The sequence below is a fragment of the Mesorhizobium sp. DxT genome (assembly GCF_058448885.1).
Window position 1 is genome coordinate 101808 of the sequence record NZ_JBZFLJ010000010.1, and the last position, 24268, is coordinate 126075.

Consider the following 24268-nt stretch of genomic DNA (forward strand, 5'->3'; position numbering starts at 1 on the left):
GGCATGAAGGCCGGGCTGACGACATCGTTGGTGCTGCATACGGTCGTGCTGGGCTTCGGGCTCTTCACGCTGTCTTCGCCGCGTCCGATGGAAGTTGCCGACGTCGAGTCCTTCCCGGTCGACATCGTCCCCATGGCCGAGTTCGCGCAAAGCGTACAGGGCGAACGCGAGGCGCCCGCCGCCGAACGTCCCGCGCCCACGCCAACCACACGGACCGATGTCGTCGAGGATGCGCAGCGCGTTGGCGACAACACGGTCGACACGACCGCGCCGCCGACACCCGACCCGCGGCCGCGGCCCGTCGAAACGGCCGAGGCACCGCCTCCCGCGCCGACCCCTCCGACGCCCGCACCCGAGCCGGCCCCCGAACCAGAGCCTCAGGCGGAACCGGCACGCCCCGAACCGGTGCCGACCACCGAGGTTGCTCCCGAGCCACGCCCGCAGCAGGAAGTCGCGCCTGATCCGGCACCGGAAACCGAGGTCGCCGAGGCTCCCGCGACAGAAAGCGTGAGCCTGCCCACGAGCGCGCCCACCCCGCAGTCGCGTCCGCAGCCGCCGCAGGCACAGGCCGCACGCACACCGGAACGTCGCGAACCCGAGCGCCAGAGGGAGCAGCGTCAGCAGGCCGCCGCCAGCGACCGCGACTCCGAGAACCTCGAGGATCAGGTTGCCGCCCTACTCAACCGCGATCGCGCGTCGGGCGGCGGCGCGCAGCGCTCGAATGAACAGGCGGCGCTCGGCGGCCGGGAAACCACCGGCGCTCAGCTCACCCAGACCGAGCGCGATGCGATCATCGCCCAGCTGCGCAGTTGCTGGAACGTGCCGGTGGGAGCAGAAGGCTCATCTGACCTGCAGACCACGGTTCGGTTCCGTCTCGACCCCTCGGGCACCCTTGAGGGGAGCCCGGTTATCGAGAAGGCAAGCGGCAACCGGCAATTCGACGAAAGCACCACGCGCGCCATCCGCATCTGCAGCCAGCGCGGCTTCCAGCTTCCCAGCGACAAATACAACACCTGGTCGGAAGTCGTCGTGAACTTCGACCCGCGTGACATGTTCTGACCTGAATGGAACGCCATCAAACCGGCATGAGCCCTATCGGACCCATGAGGCCAAACGAATGATGAAATCCCTGACAAACCTATTCAAGATCGGAATGCTGGCAGCCGGCCTCGCGCTCGCCGCCTCGCAGCCCGCACGCGCCGTGCTCGAGATCGACATCACGCAGGGCGTGGTCGAGCCTCTGCCGGTGGCAATCACCGATTTCGTGTCGTCGGACGCCATCGGGCAGGAGATCTCGGCGGTCATCACCGCGGATCTGAAACGCTCCGGCCTGTTCGCCCCGATCGACAAGGCTGCATTCATCGAGACCGTGGCCAACCCTGATGTTGCACCCCGCTTCGATGATTGGAAGGTCATCAACGCGCAGGCCATCGTCACCGGGCGCGTTACCAAGGAAGCTGACGGCAGGCTGCGCGCCGAATTCCGCCTGTGGGATACCTTCGCGGGTCAGCAGCTTGTCGGCGAGCAGTTCTTCGCCAACCCAACGAACTGGCGGCGCGTCGCCCACATCATCGCCGACGCCATCTACGAGCGGCTGACTGGCGAGAAAGGCTATTTCGACACGCGCGTGGTCTTCGTCGAGGAAACCGGCCCCAAGAACCAGCGCGTCAAGCGTCTGGCGATCATGGACCAGGACGGCGCCAATCAACGTGCGCTATCGGACGGACGATCGATCGTTCTGACCCCGCGCTTCTCGCCTAATCGGCAGGAAATAACCTACATGTCCTACGAAAGCGGTCAGCCGCAGGTCTACCTGCTGCAGATCGAGACGGGACAGCGCGAACTTGTCGGCAATTTCCCCGGCATGACCTTCGCCCCGCGCTTTTCGCCAGATGGGCAGAAGGTGATCATGAGCCTCCTGCGAGACGACGGAAACTCCAACATCTACACGATGGATCTGCGCAGCCGCACCACCACGCGCCTGACCAGCTCCAACTCGATCGACACCTCCCCCTCCTACTCGCCGGACGGCAACCGGGTCGTCTTTACTTCGGACCGTGGCGGCCGCCCACACATCTACGTGATGGGCGCAGACGGCTCGAACCCGCAGCGCATCTCCTTCGGCGACGGAACCTACTCGACGCCGGTGTGGTCGCCGCGCGGTGATCTCATCGCCTTCACGAAGCAGACGGGCGGCGAGTTCCAGATCGGCGTCATGCGTGTCGACGGCTCCGGCGAGCGCATCCTGTCTTCCGGCTTCCTTCAGGAAGGGCCAACCTGGGCCCCGAATGGGCGTGTTCTCATGTTCTTCCGCGAAGCTGCGGGCGGCGGTGGACCCCGTCTCTTCTCGATCGACCTGACCGGTCGTAACGAGCAGTCGATACCGACGCCGAATTTCGCTTCAGACCCGGCATGGTCACCTCTGCTCGACTAGCGGAAGCCCCTGGAACGGAAGGCGGTGTCGAACCGCCTTCCCGTCAAAACGCCGCGTTTCCGCCGCATTTCGGCCTAGTGTGCGCGACAAAGCTGGTGAGTCGACAGTCTGATCGGCATGGCACGGACGGGCCATTAGGACATCGTTAACCCTGTTTGTTGAGCGCAAGTTAACCGCGACATGGTTACTAGACGTTCACCACATTCAATAAATTGCGAAGGAGAGGCGGCATGCGCCGTATCGCAGCCATCACACGTAACCCTGCCGCCGTTGTGCTGATCGCCATGCTGGCGATTGCCGGCTGCGCCAACAAGCAGACGCCGAACAATCCCGGCGATCTCGGCCTCGGTGGGGCCGGCTCCGCGACCCCGGGGTCTAGCCAGGACTTCACGGTGAATATCGGAGACCGCATCTTCTTCGACACCGACTCCTCGCTGATCCGCGCGGACGCCCAGCAGACCCTGAGCCGTCAGGCCCAGTGGCTGAACCAGTACGGCACCTACGCGATCACCGTCGAAGGCCATGCCGACGAACGCGGCACCCGCGAATACAACCTTGCTCTGGGTGCGCGCCGCGCGGCAGCAGCCCGCGACTTCCTGGTCGCACGCGGCGTTGCGGCAAACCGCATCCGCACCATCTCCTACGGCAAGGAACGTCCGGTCGCCGTTTGCGACAACATCTCCTGCTGGTCGCAGAACCGTCGCGCCGTCACCGTGCTGAACGGCGCCGGAAGCTGAACCGGACCGATATGCATCGGGAAATGCGGGAGGCGGCCTTGAAGGCCGCCTCTTTTGCATTACCGGAAACAAAATTTGGCCGAACTCGGCGGTCCTGATAAAAGGGCCAAGATCGACCACTAGACCCAGCGAAAGAGCCAAAGGTGAAGAGACCTGACATGTTCCTGAGAACCTTCCTCGGCGGCATCGTGGCGCTGCCGATCATGCTGTCGGGGGCCGCTCATGCGCGCGACGTCGCAGCAAGCGTCCCGACGTCGACTGTGGCGCCCGCGATCGCCTTTTCGATGCCGTCGCTGCGCCTGCCCGGTGCAGCACAACCTGCGCCCCGCGCCGAGCTTGTGCAATACGCCCAGGTGACGGATCCGCGCGTCGCGCAGCTTGAAGAGCAGGTGCGCCAGCTCACCGGCACTCTGGAAGAACTGAATTTCCAGATCCTGCAGATGCAGGACCAGCTCCGCCGTATGCAGGAAGACAACGAGATTCGTTTCCAGGAGCTGGAGCAGAAGCGTTCCGACGCCGGAGGCGCGGCCCCGAGGCAGGATCGCGCCGCAGCCGGCGACAACTCTGGCAGCCGCGGCTCCGGGGGCAGCGGTGACGATGACTTTTACGCTGCTGCGCCGCGCGTTGAAGACGGCAGCACTGTGACTGGCGCGCCGTCGCGTACCTTCGGCACCATCACCTTCGATGAGAACGGCAATGCGACAGGCGCCGGTCTGCCGGAACAGACCGATCAGGACACGACAGTCGCCGCGCTGCCAAGCGGCAGCGGCGGCGATGACGAGCTCTACCGCAACGCCTACGAGTTCATCCTCTCCGGCGACTACGGCACTGCCGAAACCGGTTTCCGCGATCTGCTGGCCCAGTATCCAGACAGCGAGCATGCAGCGGACGCGCATTTCTGGCTGGGCGAGGCACTGCTGGCACAACAGAAGCCGCGCGAGGCGGCCGAAATCTTTCTAGCGGCCAGCCGCGACTATCCGCAGGCACGCAAGGCGCCCGACACGCTTTTCAAGCTCGGCGTTTCACTGGCGGCGCTGAATCAGCGCGATGTCGCCTGCGCCACGTTTACCGAAGTGCTGCAGCGCTATCCGAATACAACCGACGCGCTGCGCGAGCGCATAAAGCAGGAACAGGCCCTGGCCTCCTGCTGACGAGCGGTCGATGGCTCTCGACCTCGATCGCATCTTTGGCGGTCTCGATCTCTCGCGACGGCAAAGCCTGACAATAGCCGTTTCCGGCGGCAGCGATTCCCTCGCCCTCCTCCTTCTTCTCAAGAATTTCCTCGACTTGCGAGCACCAGCTGTCCGCGTGCTTGCCGTGACGGTCGATCATGCCATGCGCACGGAAGCCGCCGCGGAGGCGCGCGACGTGGCGGCCCTGTGCCAAAAGATCGGCGTCGAGCACAGGACGATGGTCTGGACCGGCGACAAACCCCGGACGGGCCTGATCGCCGCTGCCCGCGAGGCGCGCTACCGCCTGCTAGCGGAGGCTGCCGATGACGTTGGCGCGGATACGATCTTTATCGCCCATACGATGGACGACCAGGCCGAGACAGTCGCCATGCGCGCACGACGCGGCGAAGGGCTAGGCCTCGCCGCCATGGCGCGCGCGACACTTTATGACGAGCGCATCTGGCTCGTCAGACCGTTGCTGCAGGTTCGCAGACAGGCGCTGCGAGACCATCTCGCCGCCGCCGGCATTCACTGGATCGACGATCCCACCAACGACAACCGGCGCTACGAACGCGTCAGGGTTCGTTCCGCTCTCCAAGATAACGAGGTACGGGCCCTCGCCGATCAGGCCGCGAGAGCAGGAAAGGCACGGGCCGAGCTTGGCCGACAGGCCGCGAAGCTGATCGCTCGGTTCGTGACCATACCGGCGCGCGGGCTTTTCCGCCTCGACCCGGAGATGTTCGACGGCAGCAACGCGGCGACCCATGCGCTGCGCATCCTCCTGGCTGTCGCCGGTGGCACGCCTCGCCTGCCCGATCACGATCGCGCGACCACTCTGGCGCGCCGCCTCGCCGCCGGCCCCCTGCGCGTCGCATTGTCGCGCGCGCTGGTCGACGCTCGAAAGTCGGGCGTCTGGATAAGGCGCGAGAACCGCAACCTGCCTGTCACGCAACTGTCTGCGACACCGACTTTATGGGATGGACGCTGGCGTATCGCGGTGAAGGACGAGGCCATGGAACTGCAGGTCCGCGCTTGCCGCTCGGCGCGGCCGACCGCCGGTGCCGCCAGCCGTTCCGACATACCGGAAAGTCTTGTTCGAGCGGCATTTTCCGCCGAACCCTGCATATTTCGCGAAGACCGGATGGTTGGCGTGGCGGACAGCGGCGATGCCGATGCCCTGGGCATCTCGGCATCGCCCGCCGAGGCACTTTTCGCGCACTTCCTGCCCGAATTCGATCTTGCAGCGGCACAAGCATTGCGGCGCGCGCGCGCTCGCCCCACCCTGCCCGTCTCGCCTTGGAAGAACCACATTGACGCCGATGCTTAACCGCATGCCTTAGTTGCGCTTGGCAAGGCTGGGGCCGCTGCCTATGTTAGTCGCAGCACTTGCTCAATGGGACCAGTGTCCGTGATGGCTCGCCCGGCCGGACACCAACGGGAAACACGATGAATCCGAATTATCGCAACCTCGCGCTCTGGGCGATCATTGCCGTCCTGCTGATCGCACTTTTCAATCTGTTCCAGGCGCCCCAGCAGCGCGGCGTATCGCGCGAGATTCCCTATTCGGAGTTCCTGCAGGAAGTTGAATCGGGCCGTGTCAACACGGTGACGATTTCCGGCAGCCGGATTTCCGGCACCTACGGCGACTCCAACAGCGGTTTCCAGACCTACTCGCCAGGTGATCCCTCGCTGGTCGAGCGGCTTGAGCAGCGCGGCGTCACGATCAACGCGCGTCCGGAGACGGACGGTTCCAATTCGATCTTCGGTTACCTGATTTCCTGGCTGCCCATGATCCTCATCCTCGGCGTATGGATATTCTTCATGCGCCAGATGCAGTCCGGCTCCGGCCGGGCCATGGGATTCGGCAAGTCCAAGGCCAAGCTTTTGACCGAAGCCCACGGACGCGTCACCTTCCAGGATGTGGCGGGCGTTGACGAGGCCAAGCAGGACCTCGAGGAAATCGTCGAGTTCCTGCGCGACCCGCAGAAGTTCCAGCGCCTGGGCGGCAAGATCCCGCGCGGCGTGCTGCTCGTCGGCCCTCCCGGAACCGGTAAGACGCTGCTTGCGCGTTCCGTTGCCGGTGAAGCCAACGTGCCGTTCTTCACGATCTCCGGTTCGGACTTCGTCGAGATGTTCGTCGGCGTCGGCGCGAGCCGCGTCCGCGACATGTTCGAGCAGGCCAAGAAGAACGCGCCCTGCATCATCTTCATCGACGAGATCGACGCGGTCGGCCGCCATCGCGGCGCCGGCCTTGGCGGCGGCAATGACGAGCGCGAGCAGACGCTGAACCAGCTTCTGGTTGAGATGGACGGCTTCGAGGCCAATGAGGGCATCATCCTCATCGCCGCGACCAACCGGCCCGACGTGCTCGATCCCGCACTTCTGCGTCCGGGCCGTTTCGACCGCCAGGTGGTCGTCCCCAACCCGGATATCATCGGCCGTGAGAAGATCCTCAAGGTGCATGTGCGCAACGTGCCGCTGGCGCCGAATGTCGACCTCAAGGTTCTCGCGCGCGGCACGCCGGGCTTCTCCGGTGCCGATCTGATGAACCTCGTCAACGAGGCCGCCCTGATGGCCGCGCGCCGTAACAAGCGCCTCGTCACGATGCTGGAGTTCGAGGACGCCAAGGACAAGATCATGATGGGCGCGGAGCGACGCTCCAACGCCATGACGCAGGCCGAGAAGGAACTGACCGCCTACCACGAGGCCGGTCACGCCATCACGGCGCTACAGGTTCCCTCGGCCGATCCGCTGCACAAGGCGACGATCATCCCCCGCGGCCGCGCGCTCGGCATGGTCATGCAGCTTCCGGAGGGCGACCGCTACTCCATGAGCTACAAATACATGATCTCGCGTCTCGTCATCATGATGGGTGGACGCGTTGCCGAGGAAATCAAGTTCGGCAAGGAAAACATCACCTCTGGCGCGGCCTCCGACATCGACCAGGCGACCAAGCTCGCCCGTGCGATGGTCACGCGCTGGGGCTTCTCCGACAAGCTCGGCCATGTCGCCTATGGCGACAATCAGGAAGAGGTCTTCCTCGGCCATTCCGTCGCGCGCCAGCAGAACGTGTCGGAGGAAACGGCCCAGCTTATCGACGCGGAAGTGCGCCGCCTGATCGACGAGGCTTACAAGGAAGCGCATCGTATCCTCAAGGAGCATCGCGACGCGTGGCTCGCCATCGCCGAGGGGCTGCTCGAATACGAGACGCTTTCGGGCGACGAGATCAAGGCGATCATCAAGGGCGAGAAGCCCGCGCGCGATCTCGGCGACGACACCCCGCCGTCGCGTGGTTCCACCGTGCCGAAGGCCGGTGCCCGCAAGGACGACAAGAAAAAGGGTGGCGAAGAGCCCGACGCCGGCATGGAGCCCCAGCCCCAAGGGTGACAAGTCTCCGAGCGTAGCGAGGAGCCTTCGCGAAGCACAAGTCACGCAGTTTCAGAAAGGCGGTCGCATTCACGGCCGCCTTTTCTTTTGCTGCATGGTGGGCCTCGCCAAAGCCAGTTGCAGCGGCTATGGCTTGCGGCGAAAGGCTTGTTCCCGCCCGCAATGGTCCCACTGCTTTCCGACCCCTGGTTCTATGCTGCCGCCGTTCCGGCGGTGGTGCTCGTCGGCCTGTCGAAGGGCGGACTGGGCGGCGCGATGGCGCTGATCGGCGTGCCGTTGATGGCTCTGGTGGTGTCCCCCGTGCAGGCTGCGGCGATCCTGCTGCCGATCCTCGTCGTCATGGACGTCGTGTCTCTGTGGACGTGGCGCGGCGAACGAGACCCCGTGACGCTGAAGCTGATGCTGCCGGCGGCCATGCTCGGCATCGGGCTAGGCTGGCTGACGGCGGCAGTGGTGACCACCGGCGCTGTGAGGCTCATCGTCGGGCTCGTGGCCATCGCGTTCTTCGCCCGCTGGGCAACGCAGGGGATGGCGACCGTCGAGCGGCCGACGGATCACAGTCCCGCGCGGGCGGGCTTTTGGGGCATCGTCAGCGGCTTCACCAGCTTCGTCGCCCATGCAGGCGGCCCGCCCTATCAGGTCTATACCCTGCCGCTCGGCCAGCGGCCCGCACTTTTCGTCGGCACCAGCGTCATCTTCTTCGCCGTCGTCAATGCGGTGAAGCTGATCCCCTATTTCGCCCTCGGCCAGTTCGATGCCACCAATGTCACCGCCTCGCTGGTGCTCATGCCCATCGCTCCGCTGGCGACGCTTGCCGGGGCGTGGATCGTTCGCCGCATGAAGCCGGAAATCTTCTATCCGTTGATGTACGGCATGGTGCTGATCGTCGGCGCCAAGCTGGTGTGGGACGGCGCCTTCGAGATATGGGCGCAACCCTGATGACCGCCGCCGCACCGTGTGCATAATCGCAGCGTGAAGGAGCCCCGCATGACCAATCCCTACGCGCTCGGCCTTGAGAAAAGCGCCGCGAACTACCAGCCGCTGACGCCGCTTACCTATCTGGAGCGTGCGGCAAAGGTCTTCCCCGAACAGGTCGCCATCGTCCACCGCGCATCGCGCACCACCTATCGCGAGTTCTGGCGGCGTTCGCTCAAGCTGGCTTCCGCGCTTGCAAGCAACGGTATCGGCAAGGGCGACACGGTTTCGGTCATGCTGTCCAACACGCCTCCGATGCTGGAGGCGCATCACGGCGTGCCGATGGTCAAGGCTGTGCTGCATTCGCTCAACACGCGGCTCGATGCGGCGATCATCTCTTTCCAGCTAGACCATGCGGAAACGAAGGTGCTGATCGTGGACAGGGAATTTTCCGGCGTGATGAAGGAGGCGCTTGCGCTGGCGACGGTCAAGCCGCTCGTCATCGATTATGACGATCCCGACTACGGCGACGATGCACCGTATCCGAAAGGCGAGCGCATCGGCGACAGCGACTACGAGGCTTTCCTGTCATCCGGCGACGAAGACTTCGCCTGGGCGATGCCGGACGACGAATGGGATGCGATCGCGCTGAACTACACGTCGGGCACTACGGGAAATCCCAAGGGTGTCGTCTACCACCATCGCGGCGCGGCGCTGATGGCCTACGCCAACACGATCCATGCGGGCATGGGCAGGCATCCGGTTTATCTGTGGACCCTGCCGATGTTTCACTGCAACGGCTGGTGCTTTCCGTGGACGCTGGCAGTCACCGGCGGAACCCATGTCTGCCTGCGCTGGGTCCGCGCAAGTGCAATGTACCACGCCATCGCCGACCATGGCGTGACACATCTGTGTGGCGCGCCGGTCGTCATGTCGACGCTGATAAACGCGGCTGACGACGAGAAGCGGGATTTTCCGCAAACCGTCACCTTCAACACCGCAGCCGCGCCACCGCCGGAAGCGGTGCTTTCCGGGATGGCGGATGCCGGCTTCGCCGTCACACATCTCTACGGACTCACCGAGACCTATGGCCCGGCCGTCGTCAACGAATGGCACGAGGGGTGGGACCAGCTCGACAAGGACGCGCGCACGGCCAGGAAGGCACGGCAGGGCGTGCGCTATGCAGCGCTCGAAAGTCTGACCGTCATGGACCCGGAGACGATGGAAGAGACGCCCGCCGACGGAACGACAATCGGCGAAGTCATGTTCCGCGGCAACATCGTCATGAAGGGCTACTTGAAGAACAAGGCAGCCAGCGACGAAGCCTTCGCCGGCGGCTGGTTCCACTCTGGCGATCTCGGCGTGATGCATCCCGACGGTTACATCCAGCTCAAGGACCGGTCCAAGGACATCATCATCTCGGGCGGAGAGAACATCTCATCCATCGAGGTCGAGGATGCACTCTACAAGCACCCGGCGGTGGCGTCCTGCGGCGTTGTGGCGCGCGCGGACGACAAATGGGGTGAGACACCCGTCGCCTATGTGGAATTGAAGCCTGGCCGGACCGCGACCGAAGAGGAAATCATCGCACACTGCCGCGCGCTGCTTGCCCGCTTCAAATGTCCGCGCACGGTGATCTTCGCGGAGATCCCCAAGACCTCGACGGGCAAGATCCAGAAGTTCCGCCTGCGCGAGATGGCGAAGGATCTATAGATCAGCCTGAAACGAAAAAGACCGGCGCGAAGCCGGTCCTTTTGATCCATGGAAAGACTGGCTTTCGCTCAGCCTTCCTTCGGCTCCAGCACCTGACGGCCGCGATACATGCCGGTCTTCAGGTCGATGTGGTGCGGGCGGCGCAGTTCGCCGGAATTCTTGTCCTCGACATAGGTCGGGGCCTTGAGTGCGTCGGCGGAGCGACGCATGCCGCGCTTCGACGGCGAGGTCTTTCTTTTTGGTACAGCCATTGTCCTGCTCCGGTGTTCGGTCAAACGGCCGCTGCCGCCCTCGACAAAAGGGCCTCGCATCGCGGCCGAGAACCAGGAAAGTTGCGTGCCTATACACTCACGCGCCGGATTTGACCAGCACCGGCGCGCAAATTTTTGTACCCCCACCCTATTGCAGGCATTGATTGTAGCCGCCGGCGTGTCCGGCCCGTCGTTCGATGGTGCGCGCGAGCCGTTCCAGACCCGGCCCCGGCTTGCCCGGCGTACGCGTCAGCGGGCTTGGAAGCGTCACCGCCAGCAGTGCGGCCTGTCGCGACGTCAGTTCGCTGCTCGACTTGCCGAAATGGTATTGTGCGGCGGCTTCGGCCCCGTAGACGCCCGGTCCCCATTCGGCGATGTTGAGGTAGATTTCCATGATCCGCCGCTTGGGCATCACTATGTCGAGATAGATCGAATAGGGCAGCTCGATCGCTTTGCGCAGGTAGGATCGGCCGTGCCAGAGATAGAGGTTCTTCACGGTCTGCATGGTGATTGTGGAGCCGCCCCGCGTCGTCTCCCCCGCAAGCGTCTCTTCGAGCAGCACCTTGAACTCGGCCAGGTCGACACCGTCATGCGAGCAGAACTGTCCGTCTTCCGACATCATGACCGAGTGGACGAGCCTGTCGCCGATCTCATCGATAGGCGTCCAGCGTCGATCGTAGCCTTGCAGCGTAACGATATCCTTCATCATCAGCGTTGACAGCGGGTGCACGGCCGGCGGCAGATAGGCGAACGTCAGCAGCGCCGGCAGCAGGCCCAGTACCACGACAAAAAGCACAACGCGACGCAGCCAGACGCTCAGCCGGCTGCGCTGTCGCCCGCCCTTCCAGCGTTTCCGCCTCATCTCCGGCTCGATCTCGACAACCGGCTCTGTGGTCGGCTTGTCCACCCTTGCGCCTCGCACTTCATCTTTCCCGAATACAGACGCAAAGGGCAATGCGCAACGCCGCGGAGCGCTTGACGCGGGCTGTATTTGCCCCCATGCCTCGCGCCATGGAACAGATGACCGCCCCCGCTGATTTCGAGATGGCGCTCGCCGACAGGGCACGGAATGTCGAGCAGTGCCTGCAGGCGCTTTTGACCACCAAACCTCGCGAGGGCGAGATCGCACGGCCAGAGGAACTGATGCTGGCCATCAGGCACGGCGTGCTGGGCGGCGGCAAACGCCTGCGCCCGTTCCTCCTGATGGAAAGCGCCGCCTTGTTCGATGCCGACGGGCTTGCGGCCCTGCGCGTGGCGGCAGCCCTGGAATGCGTTCACTGCTATTCGCTGATCCATGACGACCTGCCGGCGATGGACGATGACGATCTCCGCCGCGGCCGTCCGACCGTTCATCGGGCTTTCGACGAAGCAACCGCGATTCTCGCCGGCGACAGCCTGCTCACCTACGCCTTCGACATCGTTGCCGACGAGGAGACCGAGCTGCCCGCCGAAACGCGCGCACGGCTCGTGCTCCTGCTTGCGCGTGCAGCCGGCATGGGCGGCATGGCTGGAGGCCAGGCCCTCGACCTGCAGGCGGAGCGCGAGAAACCCGACGAACAGGGCATCATCAAGCTTCAGGCGATGAAGACCGGCGCGTTGATACGCTTTGCCTGCGAGGCCGGCGCCATCATAGGCGCGGCCGGCGAGCCGGAACGTCAAAGGCTAACCGAATTCGGCCAGGCAATCGGCCTCGCGTTCCAGCTTGCCGACGACCTTCTCGACGCCACCTCCGATGCCGCGGCCCTCGGCAAGGCAGCAGGCAAGGATGCCGAAGCCGGCAAGGCGACGCTCGTCGCCCTGCATGGAATCGACTGGAGTCGAAAACAGCTTTCCGGGCTTGTCGATCAGGCAACCGAGCTCCTCGAGCCGTTCGGCGATCGCGCGGCAACCCTGCGCCAGGCGGCGCGTTTCATCGCCCTGCGCTCCTTCTGAAACCCAAATTCTCTCGATTAACAGCGCTTTAATCGGATTGTTCGATTTTGAGCGATGTGTGTCGGGTAATGGGTGTTCGGGGTCAATGTCGTTTGCTGTAACGCGCGCCTATATGCGTGGCCGTCTGATCTTCATCATGATCGGCTTCCTGCTTGCTGTCGGCATCGGCGCAGCGCTAATCAACTGGCAAGCGGGCGAGGCAAAGACCAGCGCCAAGTTCGGCGCCGTTCTCGGCGAAATGAGCGAGGCCACCGGCGAGGTCATCTATTACGCGCTGATGCTGGACCAGACCCGCCTGAAGGCTGAACTCGCAGCCCAGAAGGCGCGAAGATCGATTTCCGTAGAACTCGGAAATGGCGACGTCGGACCGTCTCCCTCCACCCAAGCGCGCCCCGCCGCCAGCGGCAGTGCCGCCATGGAAGACGTGCAAGGCAAACTTCACGGGGCCATCGACCGCCTTGATCTGGCATACCGGGTCTTCGGGCGTGCTGCGGGCACGGAAATCGCCGTTGGGGAATCGCAGCTCGACGCTTCCGTTCGTGATCAGACCGATTTCAAGCCGGTCCTTGCGGAGATCGAAGGATTGACGGCGCCGGAGTCGATCGTCCGGCTCTGGAACGGTGGCGGTCAATCCGGCTCCCTCAAACAAGACGTGCTTGAAGTCGTCACACTCGCGAACCGTCTCGATCTCTTCGCGGACTATTCGCTGCCTGCCGCCAAGCGTGTATTTACCCAGATGCAGACGATCGCCAGCGAGCGTGTCCGGCCAAATCTGGACAGCATCACTGCCGAACTGCGCGCAGACACCATCAAGGGCTATGGCTGGCTGGAAAAAATCCTCTACGCAGTGGCCGGGGTGATCTTTCTGGTCAGCGTCGGCACGACCCTGTGGGTCTTCGTGCCGATGATGCGCAACATTGCCAAGGCGCACGACGATTTGCGCGAGGCGAACGCCTCGATGGAAGCCGCCCGCATCAAGGCGGAATCGGCAGACCGGGCCAAGTCGGAATTCCTGGCCAATATGAGCCACGAAATCAGGACGCCGATGAACGGCGTGCTTGGCATGGCCGAATTGCTGGTGCGCACCGATCTGGACAGCCGGCAGAAAACCTTCGCCGATGTGATCCTCAAGTCCGGCAATGCACTGCTGACGATTATCAATGACATTCTCGACTTCTCGAAGATCGACGCGGGACAGCTTAGCCTCGACCCTGCGCCATTCCGTCTTGGCGAGGCGATTGAAGATGTCGCAACCCTGGTCTCGACGCGCGTTGCCGAAAAGGATCTCGAACTCATCGTTCGGGTCGATCCCGACCTGCCGGGATGCGTCGTCGGCGACGTCGGACGGATTCGCCAGATCGTCACGAACCTTGTCGGCAACGGCGTCAAGTTCACCGAGAATGGTCACGTGCTGGTCGATGTAAGCGGTCACGTCGACAGCGACACCGCCTACGTTACCGTCCGCGTAGAAGATACCGGTATCGGCATTCCCGACGACATGCTGGCCAAAGTGTTCGAGAAGTTCAGCCAGGTCGACGCTTCGTCCACCCGCCGGCATGAAGGAACCGGTCTCGGGCTGGCCATCGCCTCGCGGCTTGTCGAATTGATGGGCGGCGAGATGGGCGTCTCGAGCGACTTCGGCAAGGGTTCGACCTTCTGGTTCACGGTCCCGCTGCCGGTTCACGCCGATCTTGAACCGACGCTGCCGGTCCCGGTCGATGTTTCCGGAGCACGCGTGCTCGTCATCGACGACAACCGCGTCAACAGAGACATTCTTCTGGAGCAGCTCAGAAGCTGGCATTTCGACTGCGCAGCCGCCGAAAACGGCGAAGTCGGCCTCGCGTTCCTCGATCGCGCAACGCAGCTCGGCGCCCGTGTCGACTGCATCATCCTCGACTACCAGATGCCCGGCATCAACGGGCTTGAGGTTGCCCGCAGGATCGCCGCGAATCCGGCGACATGGGATATTCCTGTCCTGCTCCTGACGTCCGTGGATCAGGCGATCACCGGGCACCTGACGATCGAGTCCGGGATTTCGGCGCATCTGAACAAGCCAGCGCGCGCTTCCGCCCTGCTGGAGACCCTCGTCACCATCATGCAGAAGGCAAAGGCGATGCCGAAACGCGACCGCCTTGCCGCCAGCCGGCAAGCTGTCCACAATTTCGCGCCCAAGCCGGCCGTCCGCAATCCCGATCGGCCGATTGCTTCCGTACGGTCCGGCGGAGGCCGGCCGCTCGATATTCTCGTCGCCGAGGACAACGAGGTGAACCAGCTCGTCTTCAGCCAGATCCTCGACGGCCTCGGCCTTGCCTACAGGATCGCTTCCAACGGACGCACGGCCGTGGAGATGCACCGCACATTGAAGCCGCGCCTCATCCTCATGGACGTGTCGATGCCGGAAATGAACGGGCTGGAGGCGGCCGCCGCCATCCGCCGCGCGGAAGTCGGCATGGGCACCCGTACGCCGATCATCGGCGTAACCGCCCATGCGCTGAAGGACGACCGTGAGATGTGCATCGAAGCGGGCATGGACGACTACCTGTCCAAGCCGGTCTCGCCCAACAAGCTCGCCGCCAAGATCAACGCCTGGATCGGCAGCGACGCGGTGGCGCTGAGCGCGTGACAATTCGCAGCCCGGAACTGTAGTGCGTCCTTCGAGGCTCGCTGCGCTCGCTCCTCAGGATGAGGGAGGTGGGTTGATCAGGCCCACGCGTCGCGGCTCGATGCGCGACAACAGAACGACCCTCGATCCCACGAGATTGCCGGGGGATCACAACGGTCCTCATCCTGAGGAGCGAGCGCAGCGAGCCTCGAAGGACGCACGGTTTACCTACTCCGCCGCCTGCCTGCCACCGGCGCCGAAGCGCTGCTCGATGTAGTCCGCGACCATCTTCTGGAAGTCGTCGGCGATCTGCGGGCCGCGCAGCGTCGCGGCTTTCTGACCATCGATGAAGACGGGCGCCGAAGGCGTCTCGCCCGTGCCCGGCAGGGATATGCCGATATCGGCATGCTTGGATTCGCCCGGGCCGTTGACGATGCAGCCCATCACGGCGACCTTGAGTTCCTCAACCCCCGGATATTTCTCGCGCCAGACCGGCATGTTGCGCCGGAGATCGTCCTGGATGGTGGCGGCAAGCTCCTGGAACACGGTCGACGTCGTGCGGCCGCAACCGGGACAAGCCGCCACGATCGGCACGAACTGGCGGAAGCCCATGGTCTGAAGAAGTTCCTGAGCGACCTGAACCTCGCGCGTGCGGTCGCCGCCGGGTTCCGGCGTCAGCGAGATGCGGATCGTGTCGCCGATACCCTGCTGCAGCAGGATGCCCATGGCAGCGGACGATGCGACCACGCCTTTGGTGCCCATACCCGCTTCCGTGAGACCCAGATGCAGCGCATGATCGGAACGCTTGGCAAGCTCCACGTAGACGGCGATAAGGTCCTGAACCTGGCTCACCTTGGCCGACAGAATGATCTTGTCGCGCGGAAGGCCGATCTCCTCGGCCATCGTCGCCGAAATCAGCGCCGACTGCACGATCGCCTCGCGCATCACCTCGATCGCCGTCATGGGCGAACCCTGAGCCTGGTTCTGGTCCATGAGGCGTGTCAGCAACTCCTGGTCGAGCGAGCCCCAATTGACGCCAATGCGCACCGGCTTGTCGTAGCGGATGGCGGTCTCGACGATGGCGCCGAACTGCCGGTCCTTCTTCTCCTTGAAGCCGACATTGCCCGGATTGATCCGGTACTTGGCCAGCGCTTCGGCGCAATCCGGGTGGTCGGCCAGCAGCTTGTGCCCGATATAGTGGAAATCGCCGACGAGCGGCACGTGGCAGCCGAGCCGCGCCAGGCGATCCCGTATGCGAGGCACGGCGGCGGCCGCCTCGTCGCGGTCCACCGTGATACGCACGATCTCGGAGCCTGCGCGATGGAGTGCGGCCACCTGGGCCACGGTCGCGTCAATATCGGCCGTGTCGGTATTGGTCATCGACTGAACGACGACCGGGGCATCGCCCCCCACGATGACATCGCCGACGGCGACACCGACCGAACGGCGTCGTGCAAGAGGGCGGTCGAGGAATTGCTGCATCGGGTCGAACTCGTTGTCGCCTGTTCGCGGCGATATCTATGCCTTGATACCGTCTAGCACAATCCGCCAAATCTGACATGACAAAGGCGATGCGGTGCTTACCGGGCAGCAATGTTGGATTTTATGCTGCGCTGCAATATATCTGCATCAAGGGAAATGGAAACGCGAAGGAAGAGCCATGCTGACCGGAAAAACCGCAATCGTGACGGGATCGACCTCGGGCATCGGATTGGCCATAGCCGAGGCGCTGGCAGCCAAGGGCTGTGCCGTCGTCATCAATTCGTATTCCGACAGCCAGGAAGACCATGCGATAGCCGCCGGCGTGGCGGAGCGCCATGGCGCCGAAGCCGTCTACATCAAGGCGGACATGTCGAAGCCTGACGACTGCCGCATGCTGGTCGATAAGACGGTTTCGCGCTTCGGCACGGTCGACATCCTCGTCAACAATGCGGGCATCCAGTTCGTGGCCCCCGTCGACGAGTTCCCTGCGGAACGCTGGGATGCCATCATCGCCATCAATCTGAGCTCGGCCTTCCACACTGCGGCGGCAGCGATCCCCCACATGAAAGCGTCCGGCTGGGGCCGCATCGTGAACATCGCATCGGCGCATGGCTTGCGCGCCTCGCCGAACAAGTCGGCCTATGTCGCGGCCAAGCATGGTGTGGTGGGGCTTACCAAGACCATCGCGCTCGAGTTGGCAGGTCAGGGTGTTACCTGCAACGCCGTCTGTCCCGGCTTCGTGCTCACGCCGCTCGTCGAAACGCAGATCGAAGACCGCGCGAAAGAGACGGGCCTCGACCGCGAGACCACCATCCGCGACGTTATCCTTGCCAAGCAGCCGTCGAAGCAGTTCGCGACCGTCGAGCAGATCGCCGCCTCGACGGCCTTTCTGTGCTCCGACGATGCGGCACAGATCACGGGCACGACGCTCTCAGTCGATGGCGGCTGGACGGCGCAATAGGATCTCCAACCTTTCGGGAGGCGACCGGGAGGCATGGAGCACGACATGAAGGCGGACGCGACATCGGCCGACAAAAAGCCGGTCAACATAGCGCTGCAGGGTGGCGGTTCGCACGGCGCCTTTACCTGGGGTGTGCTCGATCGCCTGCTTGAAGACGGGCGGCTGGATATTGCCGCCATATCCGGCACAAGCGCAGGCGCAATGAACGCGGTGGCGCTGGCGCATGGCTGGGCCACCAGTGGAGCCGAGGGCGCGCGTGAAAAGCTCCACGACTTCTGGCGCGCGGTTGCCCGGCAAGGCCGCTTCAGCCCCGTCCGACGGATGCCGTGGGACGTGCTGTGGGGCAACTGGTCGGTTGAGAACACGCCGGGCTATCTGTGGTTCGACGCCTTCTCGCGGATTTTCTCGCCCTACAGCGCCAATCCGTTCAACCACAATCCGCTGCGCGATGTGGTCCGCGCCGAAATCGACTTCGAACTTGTGCGCCGCTGCACGGGGCCGAAACTGTTCATCTCAGCCACCAATGTCGAGACAGGCCAGTTGCGCGTGTTCGAGACGGGTGAGATCACGCTCGACACGGTGATGGCCTCGGCCTGCCTGCCGCAGATATTCCAGGCGGTCGAGATCGACGGCACGCCCTATTGGGACGGCGGCTATGGCGGCAATCCCGCGCTCTATCCGTTCTTCTACGCGACACCGGTCGAGGATGTGCTGCTGGTGCAGATCAACCCGGTGGAACGCGAGGGCGCGCCACGCTCGGCCCGCGAAATCCAGAACCGCATCGACGAGATCACCTTCAACGCGGCGATGCTGCGCGAATTCCGTGCCATCGCCTTCGTCAACGAACTGATCGAGAGCGGCCAACTTGAGCGCGGCCAGTATCGGCAGATCCGCATGCACAGGATCGACGCCGACGAGGCGTTCAAGGATCTCTCCGCCTCGTCGAAGGTCAACGCCGAATGGGCTTTCCTCGAATATCTGCGTGATCTGGGCCGCTCGGCCGCTGACGACTGGCTGGCGGAGAGCTACGCCGATGTCGGCGAGCGCGCCTCGCTCGATATTTCCGGCGAACTCGCCCCGGGCCTTGCAGCGCGGCCACGCAAGACGACCGGCGCACGCGTGCGCGATTTTCTGGCCACCCGCAAACGACCACCGTCAGCCAATCATCACCGCCCGCGCGGCGAGCCTACGGATTCAGAACCGCGCCGATAACCTTCAGATAGAGCTTGCCGCGTTCCATATGGTCCTTGGGATCGGCAATGCGGGCCTTCATGCCTTCCATCGCGTCGTTTAGCATCGTCGCGAGAGTTTGAGCGGAAAAACCCTTGGCTTTCAGGTCGACGCCATTCTTGAGCGCCTCGGTCTCGATGACCTGCGCCAGGACAGCGTCCAGTCGTCCTCGCCATTCGGTCATCACATCGCCGGCAAGGTGATTCTTGACGTCGAGGAGTTCGGGGCCGTGCGGCGTCTCCTCTATCTCGCGCATCATGCAGTAGAAGACGCCTTCGCACATCCGGTCCAGCCGGGCCGCCAACGGGCCTTCCTCTGCCAGCACCGCTTCCGTGCGAGCCAGCAGTTCGTTCAGGAACTGCGCGGCGAGCGCCCTGTAGATGTCGGTCTTGTTGCGGAAGACGAGATAGAGTGCCGGCCGGGAGATTTCGGCCGCCTTGGCGATGTCGTCCATGGTGGTGCGGTCGTAGCCATACGCCAGGAAAACCTTGAACGCGCCCTCCAGGATGCGCTCGCGGCGCTCATCTGAGGGCTGACGTTGTTTGTCGCTGGTTGGCGCGGGCATGCTCATGAGACTGTCTTGACAAAATAACAAAATTTGTCAAGGTGTCCGCGATCAACCCCGACGGCCTGCAAAGGTATCCCCATGCAACTCGAAGTCGACGGTCGGCAGATCGATATCCAGGTCGATCCCCAGATGCCACTCCTGTGGGCCTTGCGCGATGTCGCGGGCATCCTCGGTCCGAAATTCGGCTGCGGCATCGCGGCCTGCGGCGCGTGTACAGTTCTCATCGACGGCGCTCCCGTCCGGTCCTGCGTGCTGCCGGTGGGCGACGTCACGGGCCGGGTCACGACGATTGAGGGGCTTGCCCGCGACGGTGCGCTTCACCGGGTTCAGCAGGCCTGGCTGGACGAGCAGGTCGCACAGTGCGGCTATTGCCAGGCGGGACAGATCATGACCGCGGTGGCGCTGCTTGAAGAGATCCCCGACCCCACCGGCGAAGACATCGACAAGGCCATGGCCGGCAATCTTTGCCGCTGCGGCACCTATCCCAGGATACGGGCCGCCATCAAGCGCGCTGCCGGCAACGGCACGGAGGCCTGACCATGTCGCGTCTCGGAACGATCACCCGGCGAACCTTTCTCGGGCTGGCAGCGGTCGCGGCCGGCGGCATCGCCGTCGGCTATTACTACTACCGCAAACCCTACCCCAACCCGCTTGAAGACGGCCTCGCCGAGGGCGAAGTCACGTTCAACCCGTATGTTAAAATCGGCACCGACGAGACCATCACCGTCATCGCACCGCGTGCGGAGATGGGCCAGGGCATCTCGACAACGCTGGCGGCCTTCGTCGCGGAAGAGCTCGACGTGACGCTGGACCGCGTCAGGGTCGAGCACGGCCCTGCGTCTTACGCCTATTACAACGCGGCGCTGCTTGAAGAAGGCGGCGGCTTTAATTTCTGGGACGACAGCTTTACCGCCGAGACGGTACGCGGAATGATGGGCGTTGCGGGCAAGATGCTGGGCCTGCAGGCGACCGGCGGCTCGACCGCTGCGCGCGACGGCTTCGACAGGATGCGCCAGGCCGGCGCTGCCGCGCGAACGATGCTGATCGACGCAGCCGCCACACGTCTGGGCGTTGCAGCCACGGAACTCGAAACCGACAACGGCACCATCGTGCACGAGGCCTCTGGCCGCAGCCTCACCTATGGAAGCGTGGCGACGGACGCCGCAGAGCTGTCGCCGCCTTCCGAGGTGCGCCTGAGGGAGCCCGCGCAGTGGAAACTGCTCGGCAAGCCGCAGCCGCGCGTCGACATGCTCGACAAGGTCACCGGCGCCCCGATTTTCGGCATCGATGTCCGCGAACCCGATATGCTGTTCGCGACGGTGCGCATGAGCCCGGTCTTCGGCGCGAAACCGGTTCGATCCGACATCTCGGCGGCAACCGCCATGCCGGGCGTCATCAAGATCGTGCCGATCGAATCGACCTATGGCAGCGGCTTCGGTGTCATCGCGGAGAACACCTGGGCTGCCTTCAAGGCTGCGGAAGCGATTGATGTCGAATGGGGCGAGCCCGCCTATCCCCCCACCCATGACGCCATCGTCTCAATGATCGCCGATGCCGCGCGATCCGGCGACGCAAGCGCGATGCGGGACGACGGCGACGTGGACGCAGCCTTCGCCGACGCGCCGCCCGAGCGTGTCATCGAGGCCGAATATTCGGTTCCCTACCTGGCGCATGCGCCGATGGAGCCGATGAACTGCACCGCACGCCTGAAAGATGGCGTGCTTGATGTCTGGGCGCCGAACCAGATGCCGGTGCTCGTTCGCTGGTTTTGCTCGGACATCGCTGGCGTGCCGGGCGAGCGCACCAACGTCCACACCACATCGATGGGCGGTGCGTTCGGGCGGCGCGGCGAACTGGATTACGCGCTCTATGCGACGATCCTCGCCAAAGAGACCGATGGACGCCCGGTGCAGGTGACCTGGACCCGTGAGGAAGATATGCGACGCGGGGTCTATCGCCCTGCCTCGGCTGGTCTTTTCCGGGCGCGCATTGGCGACGACGGCCTGCCGGTTGCAGTCGATATGCGCATCGCCGCGCAGAACATGATGGCATCGCTGACGTCGCGGCTGTTTCCGTCCCTGCCGGCTGGCGGTTCCGATCCTGCGATCACCGACGGATCGCGTAATCAGCCCTACACGATCCCCAACTACCGGGTGTCGGAGATCCAGGTGCCACTGACCATCCCGGTCAGCTTCTGGCGCTCGGTGGGCAACTCGGTCAACGGCTTCTTCCACGAGGCTTTCATGGATGAGATCGCCCATGCCGGCGGCATCGATCCGGTGGAGATGAGGCGAAAGCTCATGGCCGACTTTCCGGCGGCCGTCGCCGTGGTCGACAAGGTCGCGGAAATGTCGGGCTGGGGCGAACCTCTGCCTGAAGGCAAGGCAAAAGGGTTCGCCTTCACCCTTTCGTTTGGAAGCTGGTGCGGACAGGTTGTCCAGATCGCCGATACCCCGGTGGGCATCAAGCTGGAAAAGATGTGGATCGCCGTGGATGTCGGCACGGCGCTCGACCCCGGCATCATCGAGACACAGATGACGTCCGGCGCCGTCTTCGGCCTTTCAGCGGCCATGGGACAGGAGTTGACCTTCACGGACGGCAAGGTCGACCAGTCGAATTTCCACGATTTCGATGCCATGCGCATGCATCAGGCTCCGGCGTTCGAGGTCGCGATCCTCCAGAACTTCCACAAGATGGGCGGCGTCGGTGAAGTCGGCACGCCACCCGCTGCTCCCGCGCTGGCAAATGCAATCTTCGCATTGACGGGCAAGCGCATACGCTCCCTCCCGCTCGGCAAGGAGGTCGTGTTCGCATGAATTCGAAACCCGTCATCCTGGCTGCTCTGGTATCCCTCTTTGCGCCGGCACCGTTTGCAGCTTCCTTCGCGCAGACGGCCCAGCAGCAGGAGCCGGTGGTCGACCGCGAACGCGGGCTTGCGGAATGGGAGAAGGTTAACGCAGTTTTCTCCCATCCACGCTGTGCCAACTGCCATGTCGAGGACGAGCATCCACGCTGGTCGGGCCGTCATTACGGCGGAACGCGTTTCCACGCCTTCAACGTGCAGCGCGGCGACGACGGATCCGGTTTCGGCAATGCCGGCCTGCGCTGCTCGACCTGCCATTTCGAGACCAATTCGCAGGTCCTGCACGGCCCGCCGGGTGCCGAGAACTGGCATCTGGCGCCGGCGGAGATGGTGTGGTTCGGCAAGACTTCGGCCGAAATCTGCGAGCAGATCAAGGACCCGGCGCGAAACGGCGATCGTTCCCTTCAGGAGGTCGCCACGCATGTTCGCGACGACGCACTCGTTGCCTGGGGCTGGGATCCTGGCCCCGGACGGGAACCCGCGCCGGGCAGCGCGGAGGAAACCTATCAGGCAATTCTCGCATGGGAGGCTGCGGGAGCCCCATGTCCTTGAATTGTCTTTATTTTATGTCGTCTTGAGGTCAGGTTGCAATGCCGGTGCCAGCCGGTGGTGATGAGCCGAATACAATATTGAACGGATGCTGTCGGGTTGCCGGTTCGTCAAACGTCCTTCGCGGCGAAGGCTGACAACCCATTGTCAGGAGTGATCGGAAGATCACAAGTTCTGACTATGTTGCACCGCAAAATTGAGGTAGAACCCCGTGCTTTTCGCATTGATTGCGGACCGCTGGATTGAATGGGCCAAAGCGTGCCCCCATATCGACGACTTCCGTAGGGGCATTCGACCCGTCGGTGCATCGCTCGCTGGATTTCGAAGAACATGCCAAAGATCAAGTTCCACAAGATAGCGGCGGTCGCCGTTCTCATCGCAACCGCCGCGTGGGTGGCAACGGGCGAATTCTCATCGGTCGGCAGCGCCGCCGACGAAGAGGGCGCCGCGCCCACGCCGGCAGAAACCCAGGAAGAGCAGGCTCCACCGCGCACTGTCGCCGTGGTTCAGCCTCCACGCGTCGACCATTCCCGTGCGATCCGCTTGTCGGGGACGACCGATGCAGACAAGCGTGCTGTTCTTGCTACACGCGCGGCCGGTGTCATCGAAGACCTACCGATACGCCAGGGTTCTCGCGTCGAGAAGGGTGACCTGATCGCCAGGCTTGAAGCCGAAGGCAAGGAAGCCTCTGTCGAAACCGCGCGCCAGCTTCTTGCCCAGCGCGAGGCCGAGGCCGATGCGGCTAGCCGCCTCGCCAAGACGGGTAGCATGCCCAAGCTTCAGCTCGACAACGCGATGTCCGCGCTCGCTTCCGCCCGCTCGCAGCTCGAGATGGCACAGGCCGAACTTGACCGCAACACGCTGCGGGCACCGTTTGCAGGCATCATCGACAAGGTCGACGTCGAGCTTGGCAGCTCCGTCAGCCAGGGCGCGCAGGTTGCGACCATCATCAATCTCGATCCGATCCTGGCTCGCGGAGAAGTTTCAGAACGCGACCTCGCTTACGTCGAAACCGGCGACAAAGCCGAGGTTCGCCTGGTCAACGGCATGACGGTCGAAGGCGAAATCCGCTACATCAGCCGCGATGCGACCGCCGCCACCCGCACCTTCCGGGTCGAGGTTGCCGCGCCCAATGCGGACCGCAAGGTGCCGGCCGGCATGACCGCGGAAGTCACGTTGCGTGCCGACCCGGTGACCGCAACGATCCTGCCGCGTTCGGTTGTCACGCTCAGCAATACGGGTGACCTCGGCATTCGCGCCGTCAATGGCGACAACGAGGTGGTTTTCTACCCGATCGATCTGGTCGATGACACTCCCAAAGGCCTTGTCCTCGGCGGCATCCCCGCAGATGCGCGGGTGATCGTGGAAGGCCAGGAGCTGGTCACCGAAGGCGATGTCGTCAACCCCGTCGAAGCCGACAAAGAGATGATCAACAAGCTGGTCAGCGAAGCGACCGGCGGGACGCAATGAGC

The 24268-nt window shown here is 63.9% G+C and carries 20 protein-coding genes; 16 read left to right on the forward strand and 4 right to left on the reverse strand.

What is annotated here, in order from left to right; all coding sequences use genetic code 11:
• Positions 1-3 precede the first annotated feature (3 nt).
• The 8 genes from tolA to ACVJNE_RS18570 all read left to right on the forward strand — a co-directional run bounded on the left by tolA (position 4) and on the right by ACVJNE_RS18570 (position 10358).
• On the forward strand, positions 4-1059 hold the full coding sequence (gene tolA / locus ACVJNE_RS18535) for a cell envelope integrity protein TolA (protein WP_499567963.1): 1056 nt from the start codon (positions 4-6) through the stop codon (positions 1057-1059).
• 94 nt (positions 1060-1153) lie between these two features.
• The gene (gene tolB / locus ACVJNE_RS18540) at positions 1154-2434 is read left to right on the forward strand and encodes a Tol-Pal system beta propeller repeat protein TolB (protein WP_368803644.1); all 1281 of its coding nucleotides are present in this window, start codon (positions 1154-1156) and stop codon (positions 2432-2434) included.
• A gap of 230 nt (positions 2435-2664) precedes the next feature.
• Complete coding sequence (gene pal / locus ACVJNE_RS18545) at positions 2665-3171, forward strand: peptidoglycan-associated lipoprotein Pal (protein ID WP_499567964.1); 507 nt, start codon at positions 2665-2667, stop codon at positions 3169-3171.
• Between the two features lie 158 nt (positions 3172-3329).
• On the forward strand, positions 3330-4322 hold the full coding sequence (gene ybgF, locus ACVJNE_RS18550) for a tol-pal system protein YbgF (RefSeq protein WP_499567966.1): 993 nt from the start codon (positions 3330-3332) through the stop codon (positions 4320-4322).
• A 10-nt stretch (positions 4323-4332) separates the two neighbouring features.
• Complete coding sequence (gene tilS, locus ACVJNE_RS18555; RefSeq protein ID WP_499567968.1) at positions 4333-5670, forward strand: tRNA lysidine(34) synthetase TilS; 1338 nt, start codon at positions 4333-4335, stop codon at positions 5668-5670.
• Between the two features lie 119 nt (positions 5671-5789).
• On the forward strand, positions 5790-7730 hold the full coding sequence (ftsH, locus tag ACVJNE_RS18560) for an ATP-dependent zinc metalloprotease FtsH (protein WP_368803356.1): 1941 nt from the start codon (positions 5790-5792) through the stop codon (positions 7728-7730).
• 162 nt (positions 7731-7892) lie between these two features.
• Positions 7893-8669: a sulfite exporter TauE/SafE family protein gene (locus ACVJNE_RS18565; RefSeq protein ID WP_421927059.1), complete on the forward strand. Its 777-nt coding sequence runs from the start codon at positions 7893-7895 to the stop codon at positions 8667-8669.
• A gap of 48 nt (positions 8670-8717) precedes the next feature.
• Positions 8718-10358 carry an acyl-CoA synthetase gene (locus ACVJNE_RS18570; protein ID WP_499567970.1) on the forward strand — a complete coding sequence of 547 codons (1641 nt, stop codon included), beginning with the start codon at positions 8718-8720 and terminating at the stop codon, positions 10356-10358.
• A 68-nt stretch (positions 10359-10426) separates the two neighbouring features.
• On the opposite strand, the gene rpmF is transcribed toward ACVJNE_RS18570, so the two are convergent.
• Together rpmF and mtgA are read right to left on the reverse strand one after the other, a co-directional pair.
• Positions 10427-10609 (reverse strand): 50S ribosomal protein L32, encoded by a 183-nt coding sequence (gene rpmF, locus ACVJNE_RS18575; protein ID WP_047147461.1) that lies wholly within the window; start codon positions 10607-10609, stop codon positions 10427-10429.
• Positions 10610-10757: 148 nt separating this feature from the next.
• The gene (gene mtgA / locus ACVJNE_RS18580; RefSeq protein ID WP_499567972.1) at positions 10758-11516 is read right to left on the reverse strand and encodes a monofunctional biosynthetic peptidoglycan transglycosylase; all 759 of its coding nucleotides are present in this window, start codon (positions 11514-11516) and stop codon (positions 10758-10760) included.
• 113 nt (positions 11517-11629) lie between these two features.
• Here mtgA and ACVJNE_RS18585 point away from each other — a divergent pair, with 113 nt between their 5' ends.
• The gene (locus ACVJNE_RS18585) at positions 11630-12541 is read left to right on the forward strand and encodes a polyprenyl synthetase family protein (RefSeq protein ID WP_499567974.1); all 912 of its coding nucleotides are present in this window, start codon (positions 11630-11632) and stop codon (positions 12539-12541) included.
• Between the two features lie 85 nt (positions 12542-12626).
• Complete coding sequence (locus ACVJNE_RS18590; RefSeq protein ID WP_499567976.1) at positions 12627-15164, forward strand: response regulator; 2538 nt, start codon at positions 12627-12629, stop codon at positions 15162-15164.
• 207 nt (positions 15165-15371) lie between these two features.
• On the opposite strand, the gene ispG is transcribed toward ACVJNE_RS18590, so the two are convergent.
• Entirely contained in the window at positions 15372-16625 is a 1254-nt protein-coding gene (gene ispG, locus ACVJNE_RS18595; RefSeq protein ID WP_499567978.1) for a flavodoxin-dependent (E)-4-hydroxy-3-methylbut-2-enyl-diphosphate synthase, read from the reverse strand.
• Between the two features lie 178 nt (positions 16626-16803).
• On the opposite strand from ispG, the gene ACVJNE_RS18600 reads away from it, so the two are divergent.
• On the forward strand, positions 16804-17586 hold the full coding sequence (locus ACVJNE_RS18600; RefSeq protein ID WP_499567980.1) for a 3-hydroxybutyrate dehydrogenase: 783 nt from the start codon (positions 16804-16806) through the stop codon (positions 17584-17586).
• A gap of 45 nt (positions 17587-17631) precedes the next feature.
• Positions 17632-18798: a patatin-like phospholipase family protein gene (locus ACVJNE_RS18605; RefSeq protein ID WP_499567982.1), complete on the forward strand. Its 1167-nt coding sequence runs from the start codon at positions 17632-17634 to the stop codon at positions 18796-18798.
• Here ACVJNE_RS18605 and ACVJNE_RS18610 read toward each other — a convergent pair.
• A complete protein-coding gene (locus tag ACVJNE_RS18610; protein WP_499567984.1) occupies positions 18773-19387 on the reverse strand; it encodes a TetR/AcrR family transcriptional regulator in 615 nt (204 codons plus the stop codon). The two genes, ACVJNE_RS18605 and ACVJNE_RS18610, sit on opposite strands and share 26 nt — an antisense overlap.
• A 75-nt stretch (positions 19388-19462) precedes the next feature.
• Between ACVJNE_RS18610 and ACVJNE_RS18615 the strand changes: the two genes are divergently transcribed.
• From ACVJNE_RS18615 to ACVJNE_RS18630, 4 genes are all read left to right on the forward strand, one after another.
• The gene (locus ACVJNE_RS18615) at positions 19463-19921 is read left to right on the forward strand and encodes a (2Fe-2S)-binding protein (RefSeq protein ID WP_499567986.1); all 459 of its coding nucleotides are present in this window, start codon (positions 19463-19465) and stop codon (positions 19919-19921) included.
• Between the two features lie 2 nt (positions 19922-19923).
• Positions 19924-22200 carry a xanthine dehydrogenase family protein molybdopterin-binding subunit gene (locus tag ACVJNE_RS18620; protein ID WP_499567988.1) on the forward strand — a complete coding sequence of 759 codons (2277 nt, stop codon included), beginning with the start codon at positions 19924-19926 and terminating at the stop codon, positions 22198-22200.
• The gene (locus tag ACVJNE_RS18625) at positions 22197-22799 is read left to right on the forward strand and encodes a hypothetical protein (RefSeq protein WP_499567990.1); all 603 of its coding nucleotides are present in this window, start codon (positions 22197-22199) and stop codon (positions 22797-22799) included. Before ACVJNE_RS18620 ends, ACVJNE_RS18625 begins: the two co-directional genes overlap by 4 nt.
• Positions 22800-23126: 327 nt before the next feature.
• Positions 23127-24266, forward strand: a complete 1140-nt coding sequence (locus ACVJNE_RS18630; protein ID WP_499567992.1) for an efflux RND transporter periplasmic adaptor subunit — start codon at positions 23127-23129, stop codon at positions 24264-24266.
• Positions 24267-24268: the final 2 nt, after the last annotated feature.